The 19,024-nt window shown below is 75.5% G+C and carries 15 protein-coding genes; 7 read left to right on the top strand and 8 right to left on the bottom strand.

Annotated features, from left to right (window positions below; all coding sequences use genetic code 11):
• Positions 1–47: 47 nt before the first annotated feature.
• The gene (locus tag ACFCZN_RS14150; protein ID WP_429762228.1) at positions 48–854 is read right to left on the bottom strand and encodes a DNA-formamidopyrimidine glycosylase family protein; all 807 of its coding nucleotides are present in this window, start codon (positions 852–854) and stop codon (positions 48–50) included.
• Between the two features lie 20 nt (positions 855–874).
• Entirely contained in the window at positions 875–5,962 is a 5,088-nt protein-coding gene (locus ACFCZN_RS14155; RefSeq protein ID WP_430557167.1) for a DEAD/DEAH box helicase, read from the bottom strand.
• A gap of 113 nt (positions 5,963–6,075) precedes the next feature.
• On the opposite strand from ACFCZN_RS14155, the gene ACFCZN_RS14160 reads away from it, so the two are divergent.
• From ACFCZN_RS14160 to ACFCZN_RS14180, 5 genes are all read left to right on the top strand, one after another.
• The gene (locus ACFCZN_RS14160) at positions 6,076–6,309 is read left to right on the top strand and encodes a DUF3046 domain-containing protein (protein WP_429728478.1); all 234 of its coding nucleotides are present in this window, start codon (positions 6,076–6,078) and stop codon (positions 6,307–6,309) included.
• Positions 6,310–6,372: 63 nt separating this feature from the next.
• Positions 6,373–8,430, top strand: coding sequence for an alkaline phosphatase family protein (locus tag ACFCZN_RS14165; protein WP_430557168.1), 2,058 nt, complete (start codon positions 6,373–6,375; stop codon positions 8,428–8,430).
• Positions 8,427–9,380, top strand: coding sequence for an MBL fold metallo-hydrolase (locus ACFCZN_RS14170; RefSeq protein ID WP_430557169.1), 954 nt, complete (start codon positions 8,427–8,429; stop codon positions 9,378–9,380). The genes ACFCZN_RS14165 and ACFCZN_RS14170 overlap by 4 nt, the downstream gene beginning before the upstream one ends.
• A gap of 158 nt (positions 9,381–9,538) precedes the next feature.
• Positions 9,539–10,657, top strand: a complete 1,119-nt coding sequence (recA, locus tag ACFCZN_RS14175; RefSeq protein WP_429762224.1) for a recombinase RecA — start codon at positions 9,539–9,541, stop codon at positions 10,655–10,657.
• A 184-nt stretch (positions 10,658–10,841) separates the two neighbouring features.
• Complete coding sequence (locus ACFCZN_RS14180; protein WP_429762223.1) at positions 10,842–11,384, top strand: regulatory protein RecX; 543 nt, start codon at positions 10,842–10,844, stop codon at positions 11,382–11,384.
• A 179-nt stretch (positions 11,385–11,563) separates the two neighbouring features.
• Here ACFCZN_RS14180 and ACFCZN_RS14185 read toward each other — a convergent pair whose 3' ends face one another.
• The 4 genes from ACFCZN_RS14185 to ACFCZN_RS14200 all read right to left on the bottom strand — a co-directional run bounded on the left by ACFCZN_RS14185 (position 11,564) and on the right by ACFCZN_RS14200 (position 15,075).
• Positions 11,564–12,487, bottom strand: coding sequence for an amino acid ABC transporter permease (locus ACFCZN_RS14185; RefSeq protein ID WP_430557170.1), 924 nt, complete (start codon positions 12,485–12,487; stop codon positions 11,564–11,566).
• The gene (locus ACFCZN_RS14190) at positions 12,484–13,173 is read right to left on the bottom strand and encodes an amino acid ABC transporter permease (RefSeq protein ID WP_429762221.1); all 690 of its coding nucleotides are present in this window, start codon (positions 13,171–13,173) and stop codon (positions 12,484–12,486) included. The genes ACFCZN_RS14185 and ACFCZN_RS14190 overlap by 4 nt, the downstream gene beginning before the upstream one ends.
• Before the next feature lie 126 nt (positions 13,174–13,299).
• Positions 13,300–14,157: a glutamate ABC transporter substrate-binding protein gene (locus tag ACFCZN_RS14195; protein ID WP_430557171.1), complete on the bottom strand. Its 858-nt coding sequence runs from the start codon at positions 14,155–14,157 to the stop codon at positions 13,300–13,302.
• 123 nt (positions 14,158–14,280) lie between these two features.
• Positions 14,281–15,075 (bottom strand): amino acid ABC transporter ATP-binding protein, encoded by a 795-nt coding sequence (locus ACFCZN_RS14200; protein ID WP_430557172.1) that lies wholly within the window; start codon positions 15,073–15,075, stop codon positions 14,281–14,283.
• Positions 15,076–15,262: 187 nt separating this feature from the next.
• Here ACFCZN_RS14200 and miaB point away from each other — a divergent pair, with 187 nt between their 5' ends.
• Positions 15,263–16,915, top strand: a complete 1,653-nt coding sequence (gene miaB, locus ACFCZN_RS14205) for a tRNA (N6-isopentenyl adenosine(37)-C2)-methylthiotransferase MiaB (protein ID WP_429762218.1) — start codon at positions 15,263–15,265, stop codon at positions 16,913–16,915.
• Between the two features lie 28 nt (positions 16,916–16,943).
• Here the strand turns inward: miaB and ACFCZN_RS14210 are convergent, their stop codons facing one another.
• On the bottom strand, positions 16,944–17,525 hold the full coding sequence (locus ACFCZN_RS14210) for a YbjN domain-containing protein (protein WP_430557173.1): 582 nt from the start codon (positions 17,523–17,525) through the stop codon (positions 16,944–16,946).
• A complete protein-coding gene (locus ACFCZN_RS14215; RefSeq protein ID WP_430557174.1) occupies positions 17,522–18,097 on the bottom strand; it encodes a YbjN domain-containing protein in 576 nt (191 codons plus the stop codon). The genes ACFCZN_RS14210 and ACFCZN_RS14215 overlap by 4 nt, the downstream gene beginning before the upstream one ends.
• 142 nt (positions 18,098–18,239) lie before the next feature.
• Here ACFCZN_RS14215 and ACFCZN_RS14220 point away from each other — a divergent pair, with 142 nt between their 5' ends.
• Positions 18,240–18,956 (top strand): hypothetical protein, encoded by a 717-nt coding sequence (locus tag ACFCZN_RS14220; RefSeq protein WP_430557175.1) that lies wholly within the window; start codon positions 18,240–18,242, stop codon positions 18,954–18,956.
• Positions 18,957–19,024 lie beyond the last annotated feature (68 nt).

The following is a 19,024-nucleotide window of genomic DNA, read 5'->3' on the forward strand; positions in this document are numbered from 1 at the left end:
CCTCTGCGGTGTCGACCCGGCCTCTCTATCTCGCGGGTCCGAGTTCTCTATCTCGGCGCATGCTGGCAGGTCGGGCACCAGTAGATCGCCCGCTCGCCGGCGTCGGGCCGCCGCCCGGGGCCGCTGGTGCTGCCCAGCGCGACGGGCGTCCCGCAGCGGCGGCAGGGCTTGTGGTGCCGACCGTGCACGGCGAGCTCGCCGGCGCCCAGCCCGGTACGTCGTCCCCCCTGGACGCTACGCGCCATGAGCCGGCGGGCCGCCACGAGCAGGGCCCGGCGCTCGTCGTCGTCCAGGGCCCCGGCGGGCGTCCAGGGCCACCGCCGGGTGACGAACAGCGACTCCGCGGTCCAGATCGTGCCCAGCCCGGCCACCCCGCGCTGGTCGAGCAGGGCGACGCACAGCGGCCGGGCGGGGTCGGCGGCGAGGCGACGTCCGCCCTCGTCGAGCCGCTCCGGGAAGTCGTCGCCGAGGACGTCCGGGCCCAGGTGGCCCAGCAGGCGCGGCTCGTCGCGGGTGCGGAGCACGTCGAGCATGCCGAGCTGGAGGCCGACGCAGGTCCACGACGCGGTGGCCAGCAGGGCGCGGACGGCGGGGGAGCGACCGGCCGCCTCGCGGGTGCCCGTGCGGTGCACGCGCCAGGAGCCGTCCATCCGCAGGTGGGTGTGCAGCGTGCGGCCGTCGTCGAACCGGGTGAGCAGGTGCTTGCCGTACGCGACCGACTCGCGGACCGTGGCGCCGACGAGGTCCACGCCCGCCGCCGAGGGCCAGCGCAGCTCCGCGCGCACCAGGGGCGAGCCGCGCAGCGCGACGCCGAGCCGTTCGGCGGTGAGCCGGAGCACGTCTCCCTCGGGCACGGTCGCCTCCCGGTGCGGGGTCAGGCCGGCCGCAGGCCGCGCGGCGTCACGCCGAAGCCGGCGTCCAGCAGCGCGGCCGCGGCCGGGATCCGGTCGCGGGCGGCGGTGAGGGCGGGAACGCCGTCGACGCGCTGCACGGTGACGCGCCCGAGCCGGTCGGCGCGCGTCTCCGTCACGAGCAGCCGGGCCGCGGCGGCGAGGCGGGGGCCGTCGCCCGCGTCGCCGCGGGCGAAGGACAGCACCGTGCGCCCGCCGCGCTCGACGAACAGCACCAGCTCGCCGTCGACCAGCACGACGACCGCGCCGGCCTTGCGCCCCGGACGGTGCGCACCCGCGGCGTCGTCCCCCCCGTCCGAGGCGCGGGCTCCGGACGACCCGGTGCGTGGGGTCGCCGCGCGCGGCCAGGCGACCGCGGCGCCGTACGGGTTGGCCGGGTCGGTCGCGGCGAGGAGGACGGCGCCCGGCTCGGCCCGACCGCCGCTGCTCACGGGGCCGGCACCGTCGCCCTCGACGAGGGCGTCCCGGGCGCGGGCGCGGTCGGCGGCGTCCGTCCGTAGCTGGTCGACCGCTCCGGGCAGCGCGAACTGCGAGCCACCCAGGCCCTCGACGAAGTAGCCGCGCCGCACGGCCCCGCGCTCCTCGAGCACCCGGAGCACCCGGTACACGTCGCGGAAGCGGGAGGTCACCCCTTCCGCGGGCGCCGCCGCGCGGGTCAGGACGCCGTGCCGCTCCAGCAGCACCTGGGTGAGCGCGTGCGCGCGCACGGTCGGGTCCTGCTCCACGGCCGGCAGCGCCGACCAGCGGCCGCCGCCGGTCAGCGGCACGGCGGCCGCCGACGTCGGGCGGGCGAGCCCGAAGCGGGACGGCCGCACGGGGCGGGCCCGCCCGGGGGCCGCGGGAGCGCGGTGCGCGCCGCCGCCGTGCCTGGCCCCGCGCCGGGTGGACCCGCCGAGCGACTCGCGCAGCGGACCCAGGCGGTCGTTCGTCACCCAGCCCGCCCACACCAGGTCCCACAAGGCGTCGAGCGTGGTCGCCTGGCTCGCGCCCGCGAGCTCCGCGAGGCGGGGCAGGAAGTACCCGCCCGAGCCGGTGAGCAGGTCGAGCACCGCGCGGTGCAGGTCGCTGTCGAGCGGCCCGCCCTCGTCCACCGGGTCCGGGTCGCGCAGGGTGAGCGGGGCGCCGTCGGCCAGGTGCAGGCTCACCATGCCGTCGCCGCCGCCCGACCCCGGGAGCCGGCCGTGCCCGCACCACAGCACCTCGCCGGCCGTGGTGAGCTCGTCGAGGACCGCGGGGGAGTAGTCGGAGACGCGGGCGGGCAGGACGAGCGTCTCGAGCGCCGACGCCGGCACCGCGGCCCCCGAGAGCTGCTCCACCGCGCGCAGCACGCCGTCCGCGCCGCGCAGCGTCCCGCCCCCGGACCCGGCGCCGCCCACCCGCACCCCGATCCCGTGCCAGCGCGGGAGGAAGACACCGAGCGACTCCGGCTCCACCGGCTCCACCTCGGCGCGCAGCGCGGCGAGCGACCGGCGCCGCAGCGTGCGCAGCACCTCCGGGTCGCACCACTCGTCGCCCGTGCCGCCCAGCGAGGAAGGCCGCAGCGCCCCGCGCGCGACCGCGCCCGCCGCCTCGAGCCGGGCCAGCACCTGGGCCACGACCGCGACGCCGAGCCCGAACCGGCGCGCGACGTCCACGGCGGGGAACGGACCGTGCGTCCTGGCGTGGCGGCGGACGAGGTCGCCGAGGGGGTCGGGCACCGGCTCGGTGAACGTCTCGGGCACGCCCACGGGCAGGGCGACGCCGAGCGCGTCGCGCAGCCGGCCGGCGTCCTCCACGACGGCCCACTGCTCGGCGTCGGCGTCGTCGCCCGGGCGGCCGCCGACCCGCACCCGGAGGACGCGGCGCGCGCCCTCCAGGTCGGCCAGCCACGCGTCGACGAGGTCGCGGGAGCCCTCGCGGGTCCGAGCCCGCAGCGCGGACGCGGGGTGCGGCCCGGTGCGGCGCAGCACGTCCCACAGCCCCTCCGCGTCGCGCGCCTGCCGCTCGGGTGCCAGCGCCTGGAGCTCCGCCTCGGTGCGCTCCACGGCGCCCGGGTCGAGGAGGTCCGCGAGCGGGGTGGCGCCCTGCTCGCCGAGCAGCTCCGTGAGCAGGTCCGGGTCCAGGGACAGCGCGGCCGCCCGCCGCTCCGCGAGCGGCGCGTCACCGTCGTACAGGAACTGCGCGGTGTAGCCGAACAGCAGCGCCTGCGCGAAGGGCGACGGTGTCGGGGTGGTCACCTCGACCAGCCGCACCCGGCCGCCCTCCAGGTCGCGCATGAGGTCCGTGAGCGCCGCGACGTCGAAGTCGTCGCGCAGGCACTCGCGGGCGGCCTCGAGCATGATCGGGAAGTCCGGGAACTGCGACGCGACCTGCAGCAGCTGTGACGCCCGCTGCCGCTGCTGCCACAGCGGCTGCCGCCGGTCGGGACGACGCCGCGGCAGGAGCAGCGCCCGCGCGGCGGCCTCGCGGAAGCGCGCCGCGAACATCACCGAGCCGCCGAGCTCCTCGCGCACCGCGTCGAGCACCTCGTCCGGGTCGACGAGCAGGTCCTCGGCCGTGACCGCCGGGGCGTCGCCGCGCCCCGCCCCGTCCGGCCCTGTACCGTCCGGCCCGGGGCCCCAGCCCGGTCCGCCCAGGTCCCAGCCGGAGTCGCCGGCGTCGGGGAGCCGCAGCACGATCCCGTCGTCGGCGTGCATCGCCGCGACGTCGGTGCCGTACCGCGCCCGCAGGCGCGCGGCGACGACCAGCGCCCACGGCGCGTGCACCGGCGCCCCGAAGGGGGAGTGGATCACGACGCGCCAGTCGCCGAGCTCGTCGCGGAACCGTTCCACGACCACGGTGCGGTCGTCGGGCAGCCGTCCCGTCGCGCGACGCTGCTCGCCCAGGTACGCGGCGAGGTTGTCCGCCGCCCAGGTGTCGAGCCCGGCGTCGCGCAGCACCTCCCGGCCGCGCCCGGTGCCGCGCTCCTCGTCGTCGGCGAGCAGCGCGTCGGTCTCGCGGACGAACGCGCCCACCGCACGCCCCAGCTCGACGGGACGGCCGGGGGAGTCGCCCTTCCAGAAGGGCAGGCGCCCGGGGAGCCCGGGCGCGGGGGTCACCAGGACGCGGTCGGGCGTGATCTCCTCGATGCGCCAGGTCGACGAGCCGAGGGTGAACGTGTCGCCGACGCGCGACTCGTAGACCATCTCCTCGTCCAGCTCGCCCACGCGCTTCCCGCCGCGGGGCCGGTCGGCCGTGCCGCCGCCGTCCGCCGGCACGCCCGAGGCAGGCGCCTCCGTGGCGAGGTAGACGCCGTAGAGCCCGCGGTCGGGGATGGTGCCGCCGCTCGTCGCGGCGAGCCGCAGGGCGCCGGGGCGCCCGGACAGGCGGCCGGTGGCGCGGTCCCAGACGATGCGGGCGCGCAGCTCGGCGAACTCCTCGCTGGGGTAGCGGCCGGCGAGCATGTCGAGCACGGCCCGCCAGGTCGCGTCGCCGAGCGAGCGGAACGGGTGCGCCCGGCGGAACGCGGCGAGGAGGTCGTCGGCCTGCCAGTCGTCCGTGGCGAGCGCCGCCACCACCTGCTGGGCGAGCACGTCCAACGGGTTGGCGGGGACGTGCAGGTGCTCGATCTCGCCCGCGCGCATGCGCTGCGCCACGACGGTCGTGGGCACCAGGTCGCCGCGGAACGTCGGGAAGACGACGCCGTGCGACACCGCGCCCACCTGGTGGCCGGCGCGCCCGATGCGCTGCAGCCCGCTCGCGACGGACGGCGGCGCACCGACCTGCACGACGAGGTCCACGGCGCCCATGTCGATGCCGAGCTCGAGGGACGACGTCGCGACCACGGCCGGCAGGCGGCCCGCCTTGAGGTCGGACTCGGTGCGGGTGCGCTCGACCCGGCTCATGGAGCCGTGGTGGGCGCGCGCGAGCACGTGCGGCCCTGCGCCGTCGTCGGCCGGCAGCCCGACCGACGCCCCCGACTGCCCCTGCGTCTGCGCGGGCCACTGCGTGCCCGGCTCCGGCAGGTCGACCCCGGAGCGCTCCGCCCAGATCTCGTTCACCCGAGCGGTCAGCCGCTCGGCGCCGCGGCGCGAGTTGGTGAACACCAGCGTCGAGCGGTGCTCGGCGACGAGGTCCACGACCCGCTCCTCGACGTGCGGCCACACGGACGCGCGGCGCAGCGGCGACGCGGCGTCGCCGGTGAGGTCCAGCTCCTCGTCGCCCAGCCCGGCCGCGGACGGCGCCGCCGCGGGCGCCGGCGCGGTCGGGTCGGGCACACCGCCCGAGTCGAGGTCGGCGAGGTCGGGCACCGGCACGACGACGTCGATGTCCCACTTCTTGGTGGACTCGGGCTGCACGACGACGACCTCCCGGCCGCCGTCGTCCGGGGTGCGGTGCCCGGCGAGGAACTCGGCCACCGTCTCCACGGGGCGGACCGTCGCGGACAGGCCGACGCGCTGCGCGGGCCGGTCGAGGAGCGCGTCCAACCGCTCGAGGCTCAGCGCCAGGTGGGCGCCGCGCTTGGTGCCCGCCACCGCGTGGATCTCGTCCAGGACCACGGTCTCGACGCCCGCGAGGCCCGCTCGCGCCTGCGACGTGAGGACGAGGAACAGCGACTCGGGGGTGGTGACGAGCACGTCCGGCGGGCGGGTGGCGAACGCGCGGCGCTCCGAGGCGGGGGTGTCGCCCGTGCGCGCGCCGACGGTCACCTCCTCGACCGTGAGCCCCTCGCGTGCGGCGGCCTGCCGGATGCCGGCCAGCGGGGAGCGCAGGTTGCGCTGCACGTCGGCGGCGAGCGCCTTGAGCGGGGAGACGTACAGGACCCGGCAGCGGCGGGCCCGCTCCGGCGGTGGCGTGGTCGTGAGGCGGTCGATGGCCCAGAGGAACGCCGCGAGGGTCTTGCCGGACCCCGTCGGCGCGACGACGAGCGCGTGCCGGTCGGAGCTGATCGCGTCCCACGCCCCGGCCTGAGCCGCGGTCGGCGCGGCGAAAGCCCCGGCGAACCAGGCACGCGTCGCGGGTCCGAACCGCGCGAGGACGCCGTCGTGCGCGACGGCGGGGTCGGCGGGAACGCCGGACGGGGGGACGACCACCTCGCCATCCTGGCAGGGAGCACCGACAGCCCGCAGGGCGGGCCGGCCCGCCGCGCCGGCGTCCGCGGCGCCCGGCGTCCCGACCGTCCTCCCGGCCGTGCGAGGCTGGGGGCGTGCGCTATCGCGAGTTCGCCGAGCTGGTCGACGAGGTCTTCGGGCCCGCCTACGGGCGTGCCCTCGTGCGCGAGCAGGTCCTGCCGCGCCTCGACGGCCGGACCCCGGCCGAGGCGCTCGAGGCCGGGCTGGAGCCCCGCGACGTCTGGCACGCGCTGTGCGACGCGCTCGACGTCCCCGACGCGGAGCGCTGGGGCCGCGACGACCGCCGCCAGGCGCCGCCCGCGCGCTGACCGCCCGCGCGCCGACCGCCCGCCGCTCGGGCCGACGTCGGGCAGGCGGTGCATCATGGCGCCATGCGCCGCCACCGTCCCCCGCTCGTGACGGTGGCCGACGTCCGCGGCGCCCTCTGGTCCCTGGTCTCCACGGCCGCCGGGCTCGGGGTCGCGATCGCCGTGGTCGACGGCGTGCGGGTCGCCTCACCGTGGGACGTGCTGCTCGCGGCGCTCGTCGTGGGGCTCGGCGACGCGCTGCTGCGGGCGCCGCTGCGTCGCCTCGCGCGCGGCGGCGGGGCGGTCGTGGCGCTCCTGCTCGGCCTGGCGGCGCAGGTGGCGGTCGTGTGGGCCGCGCTGACGTTCCTCCCGGGCGTGACGAGCGGCTCGTGGGCGGACGTGCTCGCCGTGCTCCTCGTCGCCGCGCTCGTGATGGCGTGCGGGCACTGGGTGGTCGGGGCGCGGGACAACGCGTACGTGGTCGGCGACCTGCTGCGCCGAGCCCGGCGTCGCGCCGGGCTCCCGCGCCGGGTCGCCCCCGACGGCGGCGAGGCCGGTGGGGACGGCGTGGACGACCGGCCCCCGGGCGTGCTCGTCGTCATGCTCGACGGCGTGGCCCGGCCGACGCTCGACCACGCCCTGGAGGCCGGGCTCGTGCCCACGATGGAGCGCTGGCTCGGGTCGGGAAGCCACCGGCTCGAGTCGTGGTGGGCCCGCGTGCCGTGCACCACCCCGGCCAGCACCCTGGGCCTGCTGCACGGCACCACCGACGCGGTGCCGGCGTTCCGGTGGTGGTCGCGGCGGCTCGGCCGACTGGTGGTGACGAACCGGCCGGCGGACGCCGCCGAGGTGGAGCGGTCGGCCTCCGACGGCCGCGGGCTGCTCGCCGACGGCGGGGTGGCGGTGTCGACGATGTTCTCCGGCGACGCCCCGACCAGCCTGCTCGTGATGAGCCGCGCGACGGAGGGGCTCGGCCCCGGCCAGCTGTTCGTCCGCTTCTTCTCGAGCCCGTTCGTGCTGGTGCGGGCGGTGGCCGGCACCGTCGGGGAGGCGCTCAAGGAGGTGTACCAGGGGTGGCAGCAGGTGGTGCGCGGGGTGCGTCCACGGGTGGCGCGCCGCGGCTGGTACCCGGTGCTGCGGGCGGTGACCAACGTGCTGCTGCGCGACCTCAACACCTCGCTCGTGGCGGAGCAGCTCGTGCGCGGCGCGCCCGTGGTGTGCGTGGACCTCGTCGACTACGACGAGATCGCGCACCACGCCGGCCCGCTGCGGCCGGAGGCGCTGCGTGCGCTGGAGGGGCTCGACCGCGTCGTCGGGCTGTGGGAGGAGATCGCGCGCGGCGCCCCGCGCCGGTACCGCACGGTGGTCGTGTCGGACCACGGGCAGTCGCTGGGGGCGACCTTCGAGCAGGTGGTGGGGCGGTCGTTCGCCGACGAGGTGCACCGGCTCATGGCGATCCCCGCCCCGGCGCAGGCCGGCCGGGCGGACGGCGAGGCGTGGGGCCCGGCGAACACCGCGCTGCACGCGCTGCGCCGGGACGACGACGGTGACGGCCGGCTCCTGGTCGGGCCGGACCGCGACACCGGCCGGACGGGCCTGCCCGAGGTCGAGGTGATCGGGTCGGGCAACCTCGGGATGGTGTGGTTCCGCCGCGATCCCCGCCGGCTGTCGGCCGCGGAGGTCGAGGCCCGCTGGCCCGCGCTCGTGCCCGGCCTGGTCGAGTCGCCCGCCGTCGGCTTCGTCGTGGTCCACGGCGCGCAGGGGCCGGTGGCGCGCGGGCGGCTCGGCTCCCACGACCTGGCGACCGGCCGCGTGACCGGTCGGGACCCCCTGGTCGGCTACGGGTCGCGGGCGCGCGCCGACCTGCTGCGCGTCGCCGGGCTGGAGGACGCCGGCGACCTCGTGGTCGTGTCGTCGGTCGGCCCGATGGGCCGGGTGCACGCGTTCGAGGGGCTGGTGGGCTCGCACGGCGGGCTCGGCGGCGCGCAGAGCGAGGCGCTGCTGCTGCACCCCGCCGACCTCGTCGTGCCCGACGACGAGCGCGAGGACGTGGACGGCGCCCGCGTGCTGGTGGGCGCCGAGGCGGTGCACCGCCGGCTCGTCGCCTGGCTCGCCGCGCTCGGCCTGCGGGAGGCCTCATGAGCGGGGCGCCGGGTGACGTGCCGGGCGGGCACGCCCCCGTCACGGGGGCCGGGCTCCGGGTGACGTGGCTGGGGCACTCGACCGTCGTCCTCGACGTCCCGCGCGCGGGCGGGGGCACCGCCCGGCTCGTGACGGACCCGCTGCTGCGGCGGCACGCGGGCCTCCTGCGGCGCCGGGGCGACCGTCCGGACGCGGACGCCTGGCGGGGCGCCGACGTCGCCCTGCTTTCCCACCTGCACCACGACCACGCCGAGCTGGGCTCGCTGCGGCTGCTCGGGGACGTGCCGGTGCTCACGGCACCCGCGAACGCCCGCTGGCTGCGCGGCAAGGGCCTGCGCGGTGTCGGCCTCGACCTGCCGCCTGCCGCGGGGCACCCGCCGGGCCACGACGTCGCTCACCACGGCTCGCACCGTGCCCTGCAGCACGCCCCGCGGCACGCCCCGCAGCACGGGGACTGGCACGACGTCGCAGGCGTGCAGGTGCGCCTGACCGCCGCGGTGCACGGCGACCGGCCGATGCCGCACCGGCCGAACGCCGCGAGCGGGCACCTGGTGCGCGGGCGCGGAGCGACGGTGTGGGCCGTGGGGGACACCGAGCACCACCCGGGCGTGGGGCGCGTGCGCGAGCTGGCAGGCGGCCGGGTGGACGTGGCCCTCGTGCCCGTGTCCGGCTGGGGCCCGCGGCTGTCGGGCGGCCACCTCGGCCCCCGCGGTGCGGCCGAGGTGTGCGCGGAGGTCCGGCCGCGCGTGGCGGTCCCGGTGCACTGGGGCACCCTGCACGTGCCGGGCGGGCAGCACCTGCCGCGCGGGTGGATGGACCACGCCGGGGAGGCCTTCGCGGCGGCCTGCCGCCGGGCGGCGCCGGACGTGCGCGTCGTCGTGCTGCGGCCCGGCGGGACGTGGCGCGACACGCCCGGGGACGACGACGCCCTCGAACACGTGTTCGGGTAGAGTCTGCCCCCAGGAGGGTCCTCGGACGTCGTCCTCCACAGCCGCGACGGGCCGCCCCGACCGTGTCGGTGGCGGCACGTACGGTCGACGACAACATGAGCACGCAGCCACGAACGCAGGCGCGCAGCCGCCGCGCCCAGAACGCAAAGGTGACCGACATGCCCGCAACGGCAGACCGCGAGAAGGCACTCGAGGCCGCGCTCGCCCAGATCGACCGCAGCTTCGGCAAGGGCTCGGTCATGCGCCTCGGCGACGAGGGTCGCGCGCCCGTCGAGGTCATCCCCACCGGCTCGATCGCGCTGGACATCGCGCTCGGCATCGGCGGCCTCCCGCGCGGGCGCGTCGTGGAGGTGTACGGCCCGGAGTCCTCCGGCAAGACGACCGTCGCGCTGCACGCCGTCGCCAGCGCCCAGCGGGCCGGCGGCATCGCGGCGTTCGTCGACGCCGAGCACGCGCTCGACCCGGAGTACGCCAAGAAGCTCGGCGTCGACACGGACGCCCTGCTGGTCTCGCAGCCGGACACCGGCGAGCAGGCCCTGGAGATCACGGACATGCTGATCCGCTCCGGCGCGCTGGACATCATCGTCATCGACTCGGTCGCGGCGCTCGTGCCGAAGGCCGAGATCGAGGGCGAGATGGGCGACAGCCACGTCGGCCTCCAGGCCCGCCTGATGTCGCAGGCGCTGCGCAAGATCACCGGTGCGCTGAGCGCGTCGGGCACCACGGCGATCTTCATCAACCAGCTCCGCGAGAAGATCGGCGTGTTCTTCGGCTCGCCGGAGACCACCACCGGCGGCAAGGCCCTGAAGTTCTACGCCTCGGTGCGCATGGACATCCGCCGCATCGAGACCCTCAAGGACGGCACGGACGCGGTCGGCAACCGGACCCGCGTCAAGGTCGTCAAGAACAAGATGGCGCCGCCGTTCAAGCAGGCGGAGTTCGACATCCTGTACGGCGTGGGCATCTCCCGCGAGGGCGGGCTCATCGACATGGGCGTGGAGCACGGGTTCGTGCGCAAGTCCGGCTCGTGGTTCACCTACGAGGGCGACCAGCTGGGCCAGGGCAAGGAGAACGCCCGGGCCTTCCTGAAGGACAACCCTGACCTGGCGAACGAGATCGAGAAGCGCATCAAGGAGAAGCTCGGTGTCGGCGCCAAGCTGGACGCCCCCGCGGCGGAGGCTCCGGCCACGGGCGCCGCGGGTTCCGCCACGGGGTTGAGCGTCGACCCGGCACCGACCGCCAAGGCGGGCGCCAAGGGCAAGAAGGCGCCGTTCTGACAGGCGCCGCGCTCGTCGCGGTCGACGGAGGAGGGGTCTCGTGACTTCGGGGGATACTGCCCCGGGCGGTCGCGGCGTGGGGAAGCGTCGCGGCCGCCGCCATGCCGACTCAGATGCCGGCTCGGATGCCGGCTCGGAGGGCGACGCGGACGGCGCCCCGCGCGGGCGTCAGCCCCGTCGCACGGTGGCCGAGCGGCTCGAGGCCGGCGAGCTGACGCTCGAGGACGCCACGGAGAAGGCGCGCGAGACTCTGCTGCGCATCCTCACGGCAGCCCCGAAGAGCCGCGCGGAGCTGGAGCAGTCGCTCGCGCGCAAGGGCTACCCGGAGGCGGTCGTGGGGCCGGTGCTGGACCGGTTCGACGAGGTGGGTCTGGTCGACGACGCCGCCTACGCCGACATGCTCGTGCGCACGCGGCACTCCGAGCGAGGGCTCTCGCGGCGCGCGCTGGCGATGGAGCTGCGCCGCCGCGGCATCGCCGAGGAGACGGCCGCCGACGCGCTCGAGCAGGTGGACCCCGACGACGAGCGCGCGGCCGCTCTGGCCCTGGCCCGCAAGCACGTGGCACGCACCCGCGGGCTGGAGCGCGACGTGCGCGTCCGCCGCGCCGTCGGGGCGCTCGGGCGCAAGGGCTACGCGCCGGGCGTCTCCTTCGGCGTCGTGCGCGACGCCCTCGCGGAGGAGGGCGAGGACGACCTCGACGACGACTACCCCGGTGCCGTGGACTGACTCGCGCGCTGCCAGCGGGCTCCGCCGTCCGTGGGTGCCGTCGCCTCCACGTCCACGCTTGTCATGGATCTCCGCCCGCAGGATCGGATCTCAACGCACGCCCCAGGACGACGGATGCCCCCGGACGCGAGAAGCGTCCGGGGGCATCCGTCGTCCTGCGTGGCAGGCGCGATCGCGCGTCAGGTCGCGCTCGGGTCTCCGGTGGCCGCGATGGCGTTGCCCGGCCCCGTGGTCTTGCCGCCGGCGACAGCGGTCGGGTTGCCGATCCCGGGACCGGCCGCGGTGACCCCCGACGTGCGGCCGCTGAGGTACCGCGACAGCCAGCGGGCCACGGCGGTCAGCGCCCAGTTGATGACGATGAAGATCAGCGCGGCGACCGTCAGCGTCTGCAGGTTGTTGCTGTTCCCGTTGCCGAAGATCTGCGCCGCGCGCAGCAGCTCGTTGTAGGTGATGATCTGGCCGAGAGCGGTGTCCTTGAGGACCACCACGAGCTGGGACACCAGGGCCGGCAGCATCGCGATGAGGGCCTGGGGGAGCTGGATCGACCGCAGCACCTGCCCGCCGGTGAGCCCGACCGCGAGGCCGGCCTCGGACTGGCCCTTCGGCAGGTTGCCGACGCCCGCCCGCACCAGTTCCGCGATGACGGACCCGTTGTAGAGGATGAGGGCGATCACGACGGCGAGGAAGGCCGGGTCGTCGCTGATCCGGTTGAACCCGAACAGCAGCCAGAAGAAGACCATCATGAGCAGCACCGGCACGGCGCGGAAGAACTCCACGACCACGCCGCTGAACCAGCGGACGGCGCGCACGCGGGCGAGCCGCCCGGACCCGAAGATGAGGCCGAAGACCACGGCGCCGACGATGGCGAACCCCGCGGCCCGCAGCGTGTTCTGCAGGCCGGGGATGAAGTAGTTCTGCCAGGCGCTGGACGTGAAGATCGGCTCCCACAGCGCCGCGGCGAACTGCCCCTTGGCGGCGAGCTGCACCACGACGAGCGCGGCGATGCCCAGCACGACGAGCGCGCCGAGGATGTTGCCGAGCACGATGAACCGGCGCGCACGGGGGCCGGGGGCGTCGAAGAGGACGGACTGCTGAGAGCTCATCGGCGCACCGCCAGTCGGTTGGAGAGGAAGGTGGTGAGCAGACCGATGGGGATCACGAGCACCGCGAAGCCGATCGCGAAGATCATGAAGATCGCGTAGATGTAGTTCGCGTTGCTCTCGATCATCTCCCGCATGAGGGTCGAGGTCTCCGTGGAGACGCTCACCGCGACCGCGACCGTCGAGTTCTTCAGCAGCGCGATCAGGGTGTTGCCGAGGGGCGCGATCGCGCCGCGGAACGCCTGCGGCAGGATGATCAGCCGGGCGGCGGGCAGGAAGGACAGGCCGATCGCCCGGGCGGCCTCCGCCTGCCCCAGGGGCACGGTGTTGACCCCCGAGCGGATCGCCTCGCACACGAACGCCGCGTGGTACACGGTCAGGCCGATCACGCCGAACCGGAAGAAGTTCTGAGCGAAGTCGTCGGACAGCGTGATCTGCAGCTGCGTCCAGACCGCCAGGAACAGGAACGTCATGATGACGGTCAGCGGAGTGTTGCGCAGGATGTTCACGTAGGCCGCGCCCGCCCACTGCAGGCTCGCGATGGGCGAGATCCGCATGAGCGCGAGCACGGTGCCGAGGATCAGCGAGAAGATCGCGGCCCAGAACGTCAGCTGGATGTTGACCCAGAACGCGGCGGGCACGTCGTAGATCGCGAAGAGCTCGCCGAACTGGGACAGGAAGTCACCCACGGTGTGTCAGCCTCCCGGAGGGTGGTGCGGCGGAAACCGCGGTGGACGGACGAAGGTCGACGAACGAGGGGAGCGGCGCGGCGGCGCCGCCCCCCCTCGTGCCGATCGGACGGTCGGACGACCTCGTCAGGCGCAGGCGTCCGGCGTCGGCGGGTTGAGGTCGGCGTTCGGGGTGTAGCCGGTGCCCTCGGTGTTCGAGGTCACGGCCTCCTCCCACGAGCCGTCGTCGATCATCTCCGTGATCGCGGCGTTGATGTCCTCGCAGCGGTCGTTGTCCTGCGGCAGGCCCACGCCGTAGTTCTCCTCGGAGAACGGAGCCCCCACGACCTTGACCTTGCCCTTGTTGGCGGGCTGGGCGGCAAGGCCGGCGAGGATGATGTCGTCGGTCGTGACCGCGTCCACCTGGCCGGCGGTGAGCGCGGTGACGCACTCGGCGTAGCCGGGCCGCTCCACGAGCTGCACACCCTCGGCGTACTCGTCCTTGATGCGCTGCGCCGACGTCGAGCCGGTCACCGAGCAGAGGTTCTTGCCCTCGAGCGTCTCGGGACCGGTGATGTCGGTGTTGTCCTCGGCGACGAGGAGGTCCTGACCGGCGATGAAGTACGGGCCGGCGAACGCGACCTGCTCCTTGCGCTCGTCGGTGATGGAGTAGGTCGCGAAGATCATGTCGACCTGGCCGGTCTGCAGCATGGTCTCGCGGTTGGCCGACGGCGCCTCGACCCACTCGATCTGGTCCTCCGAGTAGCCGAGCTTGTCCGCGACGTAGCGGGCGACGTCGGTGTCGAATCCAGTGTACTCGCTGCCGTCCTGGTAGCCCAGGCCGGGCTGGTCGAACTTGATGCCGATCTTGATGGTGTCGCCGCCCCCGGCACCGCCGGTCTCGTCGCCGCCACCTTCGCCGCCGACGTCGCCGCCGCCGCAGGCGGCGAGCGTGAGAGCGGTCAGTGCGGCGAGCGCCGCGGCCCCTGCGTGTCGTGTGCGCATCGTTCTTACCCTTCGTTGTGGTCGCCCGGGCGGGCCGGGGACGCCGATGTCAGGTCCCGGACCGCGCGGCCGGCGGGGGTTCCCGCCCTAGCGTGGCAGTGGTCGTGGGTGGATCAGTGCTGGTCAGTGGGAGAGGATCTTGGACAGGAAGTCCTTGGCGCGGTCGCTCTTCGGCGCGGTGAAGAACTCCTCGGGGGTGGCCTCCTCGACGATCTGGCCGTCCGCCATGAAGACGACCCGGTTCGCGGCCTTGCGGGCGAAGCCCATCTCGTGGGTGACGACGATCATCGTCATGCCCTCCTTGGCGAGGGCGACCATGACGTCCAGGACCTCGTTGATCATCTCCGGGTCGAGCGCCGAGGTGGGCTCGTCGAAGAGCATCACCTTGGGCTTCATCGCCAGCGCGCGGGCGATCGCGACGCGCTGCTGCTGACCGCCGGAGAGCTGGGCGGGCATCTTCTGGGCCTGGTTCTTCACCCCGACCCGGTCGAGCAGCTGCAGGGCGCGCTCCTTCGCGGCCGACGAGCGCTCCTTGCGGACCTTGACCGGCCCGAGCGTGACGTTCTCCAGGATCGTCTTGTGCGCGAAGAGGTTGAACGCCTGGAACACCATGCCGACGTCGGCCCGCAGCTTGGCCAGGGTCTTGCCCTCCTCGGGCAGCGGCTGGCCGTCGATCCGGATCTCGCCGGAGTCGATCGTCTCAAGGCGGTTGATCGCCCGGCACAGGGTGGACTTCCCGGAGCCGGACGGGCCGATGACGACGAGCACCTCGCCCCGGCGCACGGTGAGGTCGATGTCCTGGAGCACGTGCAGCTCGCCGAAGTGCTTGTTGACGTTCTTCAGCTCGACGAGCGGGGCACCGAGGGAGGACTCCGCCTCGGCGGGGTCGGTCGTCGTGGTCGCATCGCCGTGATCCATCTGTCGAACCTATCCACTCGGTGTTTCCGCGACCAGCACCGGGTTGTCCGGTTCCGCAACGGTTCAGTAACAGTGCTTGCGCAGCATGACTGCGCTCCGGGCCCTGACCGCGGCGGCCACGCCGTCGAGCAGGAGGTCTGGGTCACCTCGTCGGGGCCCGGCCGTCGGGCACCGTACCCTAGATGCGATGTCCAGTACCACGCAGAGCCCCGCCGTGTCGGCACGTCCCACCGACGAGCCGTCCGGCCAGCGCACCTATCTCGTGCGCACCCTGGGCTGCCAGATGAACGTGCACGACTCGGAGCACATGGCCGGCATGCTCGAGCAGGCCGGCTACGCGCGCGCCACCGCCGAGGACGAGGCGGCCAGCCGCGCCGACGTCGTCGTGATCAACACCTGCGCCGTGCGCGAGAACGCCGCGACCCGGCTCTACGGGAACCTCGGGCAGCTCGCCGGGATCAAGTCGGACCGGCCGGGGATGCAGATCGCGGTCGGCGGCTGCCTCGCGCAGAAGGACCGCGGCGAGATCGTGTCCAAGGCCCCGTGGGTGGACGTCGTCTTCGGCACGCACAACCTGGACGCGCTCCCGGTCCTCCTCGAGCGGGCCCGGCACAACGCCGAGGCCCAGGTGGAGATCGCGGAGTCGTTGCAGGTCTTCCCCTCCACGCTGCCCACGCGCCGCGAGTCGGTCTACGCGGGCTGGGTGTCGATCTCGGTCGGCTGCAACAACACCTGCACGTTCTGCATCGTGCCGCACCTGCGCGGCAAGGAGCGCGACCGCCGGCCGGGGGAGGTCCTGGCCGAGGTCGAGGCGCTCGTGGCCGCCGGCGCCGTCGAGGTCACGCTGCTGGGCCAGAACGTCAACAGCTACGGCGTCGAGTTCGGCGACCGCGGGGCGTTCGCGAAGCTGCTGCGCGCCTGCGGCGCGATCGAGGGGCTGGAGCGCGTGCGCTTCACCTCCCCGCACCCGGCGGCGTTCACCGACGACGTCATCGCCGCCATGGCCGAGACGCCGAACGTCATGCCGAGCCTGCACATGCCGCTGCAGTCCGGCTCGGACCGCGTGCTGCGCGCCATGCGCCGGTCGTACCGGTCGGCCAGGTTCCTCGGCATCCTCGACCGCGTGCGGGACGCCATGCCGGACGCCGCGATCACGACCGACATCATCGTGGGCTTCCCGGGGGAGACGGAGGAGGACTTCCGCGAGACGCTGCGCGTCGTGGAGGCCTCGCGGTTCAGCTCGGCGTTCATGTTCCAGTACTCCCCGCGCCCCGGCACGCCGGCCGCGACCATGGAGGAGCAGCTGCCCAAGGAGGTCGTGCAGGAGCGGTTCGAGCGCCTGCTGGCCCTCCAGGAGCGCATCGCCGGCGAGGAGGCCGCCCGCCAGGTCGGGCGCACGATCGACGTCCTCGTCTCCGAGGGTGCCGGCAAGAAGGACGGCGCGACGCACCGGCTCTCCGGACGCGCCCCCGACAACCGGCTCGTGCACCTCGCGCTCCCCGCCGACCTGCTCGACGACGTCGCCGCCGGGGCCGAGGGCCTCGCCGGCGCCCCGACCTCGCTCGAGGACCCGCGGCTCGCCGACGCCGCGACGCTCGACGCGCGCCTGCCGCGCCCGGGCGACGTCGTGACCGTGGGGGTCACGCGGTCGGCGCCGCACTTCCTCGTCGCGGACGCGGTGCTCGACGGCGGCGCGTACGCCGTGCGCCGCACCCGGTCGGGCGACGCCTGGGCGCAGCGGGAGACGGCGCGCCTCGGCGGGGGAGAGGACGAGCACTCCCACGGCACGGCGCCGTCCGCGGGCCCGGTCGTGCTCGGGATGCCCTCGCTGCGAGGCTGACCGGGCGGGTTGCCCGAACCGGGCCGGCTCAGGACGGGTCGTCGATCTCCGGCCCGCCGGGCGTCATCGCACCCACGGTGCTGAAGAACTGCGACGACGTGACGAGGCCGCACGACACGGTGGCGGCGAGCTGCTCGTCCGTCGCGCCGTGCTCGAAGTCCACCGACACCTCGGTGTAGAGCGCGAGTCGTTCGCCCTCCGCCCGGGCGTAGACCTTGGGCCACACCCGCTCGCGGTTCCAGTCGTTCACGGCCTGCAGGACGGCCAGGCGGGCGCCCTCGGGCACCGTGCCGGCCCAGCGGCCGCGCACCTGCAGGATCTCGTCGTGGTCGCCGAGCAGGAGGAACCAGAACCGGTTGCCGTCCCACGTCCCGGTCACGTCGCCGTCGTCGTCCGTGCGGAACCGGTAGCCCCGGCGGGTCAGGTCGTCCGCCACACGGAAGTGGGACAACGGCCGCGGTGTCGTGCCGCGCGGGCCCGCGGGTGCACGCTCCGCGCGGGCGGCGACGCGTGCGCCGGCGTCCTGCACGGCGCGACCGACCGCGTCCGCCGCTCGCCGGACGCCGCCGAGCAGCCGGCGGGCGGTGCCGGACCGGTCCGCGCCGGTCACGACGCGTCCCGCAGCGGGTCGCGGAACGTGGTGTCGAGGTGCTCGAAGAACATCGACCCCGTGCTGAGGCCGCACTGCAGCAGCTGGTCGAGCTGCGCCTCGCCGACCGCGCTGCCGACATCCACGGTGACCTCCGCGCAGACCACGACGGAGCCGTCGTCGCGCACGCGCACGTACGTCTTGGGCCAGATCCGTTCGGCGTTCCACTCGTTGCAGAGCTCGAGGATGTCGCCGAGCCGGTCGATGCTGAGGTCGCGGTGCCACTGACCGCGGACCTGGAGCACCTCCGACCGCTCGCCCAGCACGAGGAAGTAGAACAACCAGCCGTGCCAGAGCCCGCCGACGTCTCCGTCGGAGTCGACGAAGTAGGAGAAACCGGACCGTTCCAGCCAGTCCGTCACGCGCTCGCGCGACAACGGGGCCAGCGCGTCTTCCGCGCCGACGTGGTCGGCGAGCAGACCCTCGATCCGGTCGTGGAGATCGTCGTCCCGAAGGCCGCCCACGAGCTCGTCCTCCCGGCCGACGGAGGTCGGCCGGATCTTGCTTGCCCGGCGTGAACCGAAGAACCTCACCCGTCCACGCTACACGCCGGGACCCACGGCGGGGCGCGAGCGCCGAGCTCCGGACGGCCCGGGGTCGCGGGCCGTGCCGCCCGCCGGGGCGGTGGCGGGGGCGTGAAGAGGGCGAGCGAGAGGGCGAGGGTAGGTTGGGCGCGTGCCAGCCCGCGCCGTCGTCCTCCCAGGAACGTCCCTGCTCGTGCCCGGTGCCGGCGGCGGCGCCGACCGCCTCGGTGACGTCCGCGTCGCGGTGGCCGCGGCCCTCGACCGGCTGGTGGCCGCGTCCGTCACCCCGGCGACGACGCGCCGGGACGGTGACGCACCTCTCGTGGTGCTGGCGGCCGCGCCTCGGGGGGCGAGAGGCGGCTTCGGCCGGAGGCGGCCGTCCCTCGCGGGGGCGGGCGTCGCCGACCGCTGGGTGCCCGAGGTCGCCGCGTGGGCCCGGGCGGACCCGGCGTCGGCCCGTCCCGCGCACGTCCCGGCGTCGGTGGCGCTGCTCGCGCTGCGCGCCTCGTTGCGGCGAGCGGGACACGGCGGACCGCCCGACGTCGTCGTGCTCGAGGTGTCCGACGCCGCCGAGGCGCCGGCCGAGGCGGTCGCCGCGCTGCATCGCGCGCCCGCGGTCGTCGTCGCGGGGGGTGCCGCGCCCGGGACCCCGGGCGCCGCGGCGGTGCCGGACCCTGCGCCCGATCCGGAGCCCGGTCCGGCGTCCCACCGGGGAGCCGGCTGCCCGGTGCTCCTCGCGCCGGCGGTCTCGGCCCTGCTGGACGCCGCCGTGGCGCCGGGCCGGTGGTCGTGGTGCGTGACGACCGTCCCCGGCGGCCACGATCACCTGCCGCCGTCCTACGGGGTCGCCGAGGGACGCGCGGGCTGACCCGTCGACCGGTCCGGCGGTCGGCGGGTCGCCTCGCGTCACCGGCCCGGCGCGACCGGCGTCGCGCG

This window comes from Isoptericola sp. NPDC056134 (assembly GCF_042264825.1).
GTDB classification, from domain to species: Bacteria; Actinomycetota; Actinomycetes; order Actinomycetales; family Cellulomonadaceae; genus Isoptericola; species Isoptericola nanjingensis.

What these genes read in the sequence shown, in the direction of transcription:
- ACFCZN_RS14165 (WP_430557168.1), top strand. Translation starts at nt 6,373, where the DNA reads ATGCGCCGCCACCGTCCCCCGCTCGTGACGGTGGCCGACGTCCGCGGC.
- ACFCZN_RS14170 (WP_430557169.1), top strand. Translation starts at nt 8,427, where the DNA reads ATGAGCGGGGCGCCGGGTGACGTGCCGGGCGGGCACGCCCCCGTCACG.
- recA (WP_429762224.1), top strand. Translation starts at nt 9,539, where the DNA reads ATGCCCGCAACGGCAGACCGCGAGAAGGCACTCGAGGCCGCGCTCGCC.
- ACFCZN_RS14185 (WP_430557170.1), bottom strand. Translation starts at nt 12,487, where the DNA reads ATGAGCTCTCAGCAGTCCGTCCTCTTCGACGCCCCCGGCCCCCGTGCG.
- ACFCZN_RS14195 (WP_430557171.1), bottom strand. Translation starts at nt 14,157, where the DNA reads ATGCGCACACGACACGCAGGGGCCGCGGCGCTCGCCGCACTGACCGCT.
- ACFCZN_RS14200 (WP_430557172.1), bottom strand. Translation starts at nt 15,075, where the DNA reads ATGGATCACGGCGATGCGACCACGACGACCGACCCCGCCGAGGCGGAG.
- miaB (WP_429762218.1), top strand. Translation starts at nt 15,263, where the DNA reads ATGTCCAGTACCACGCAGAGCCCCGCCGTGTCGGCACGTCCCACCGAC.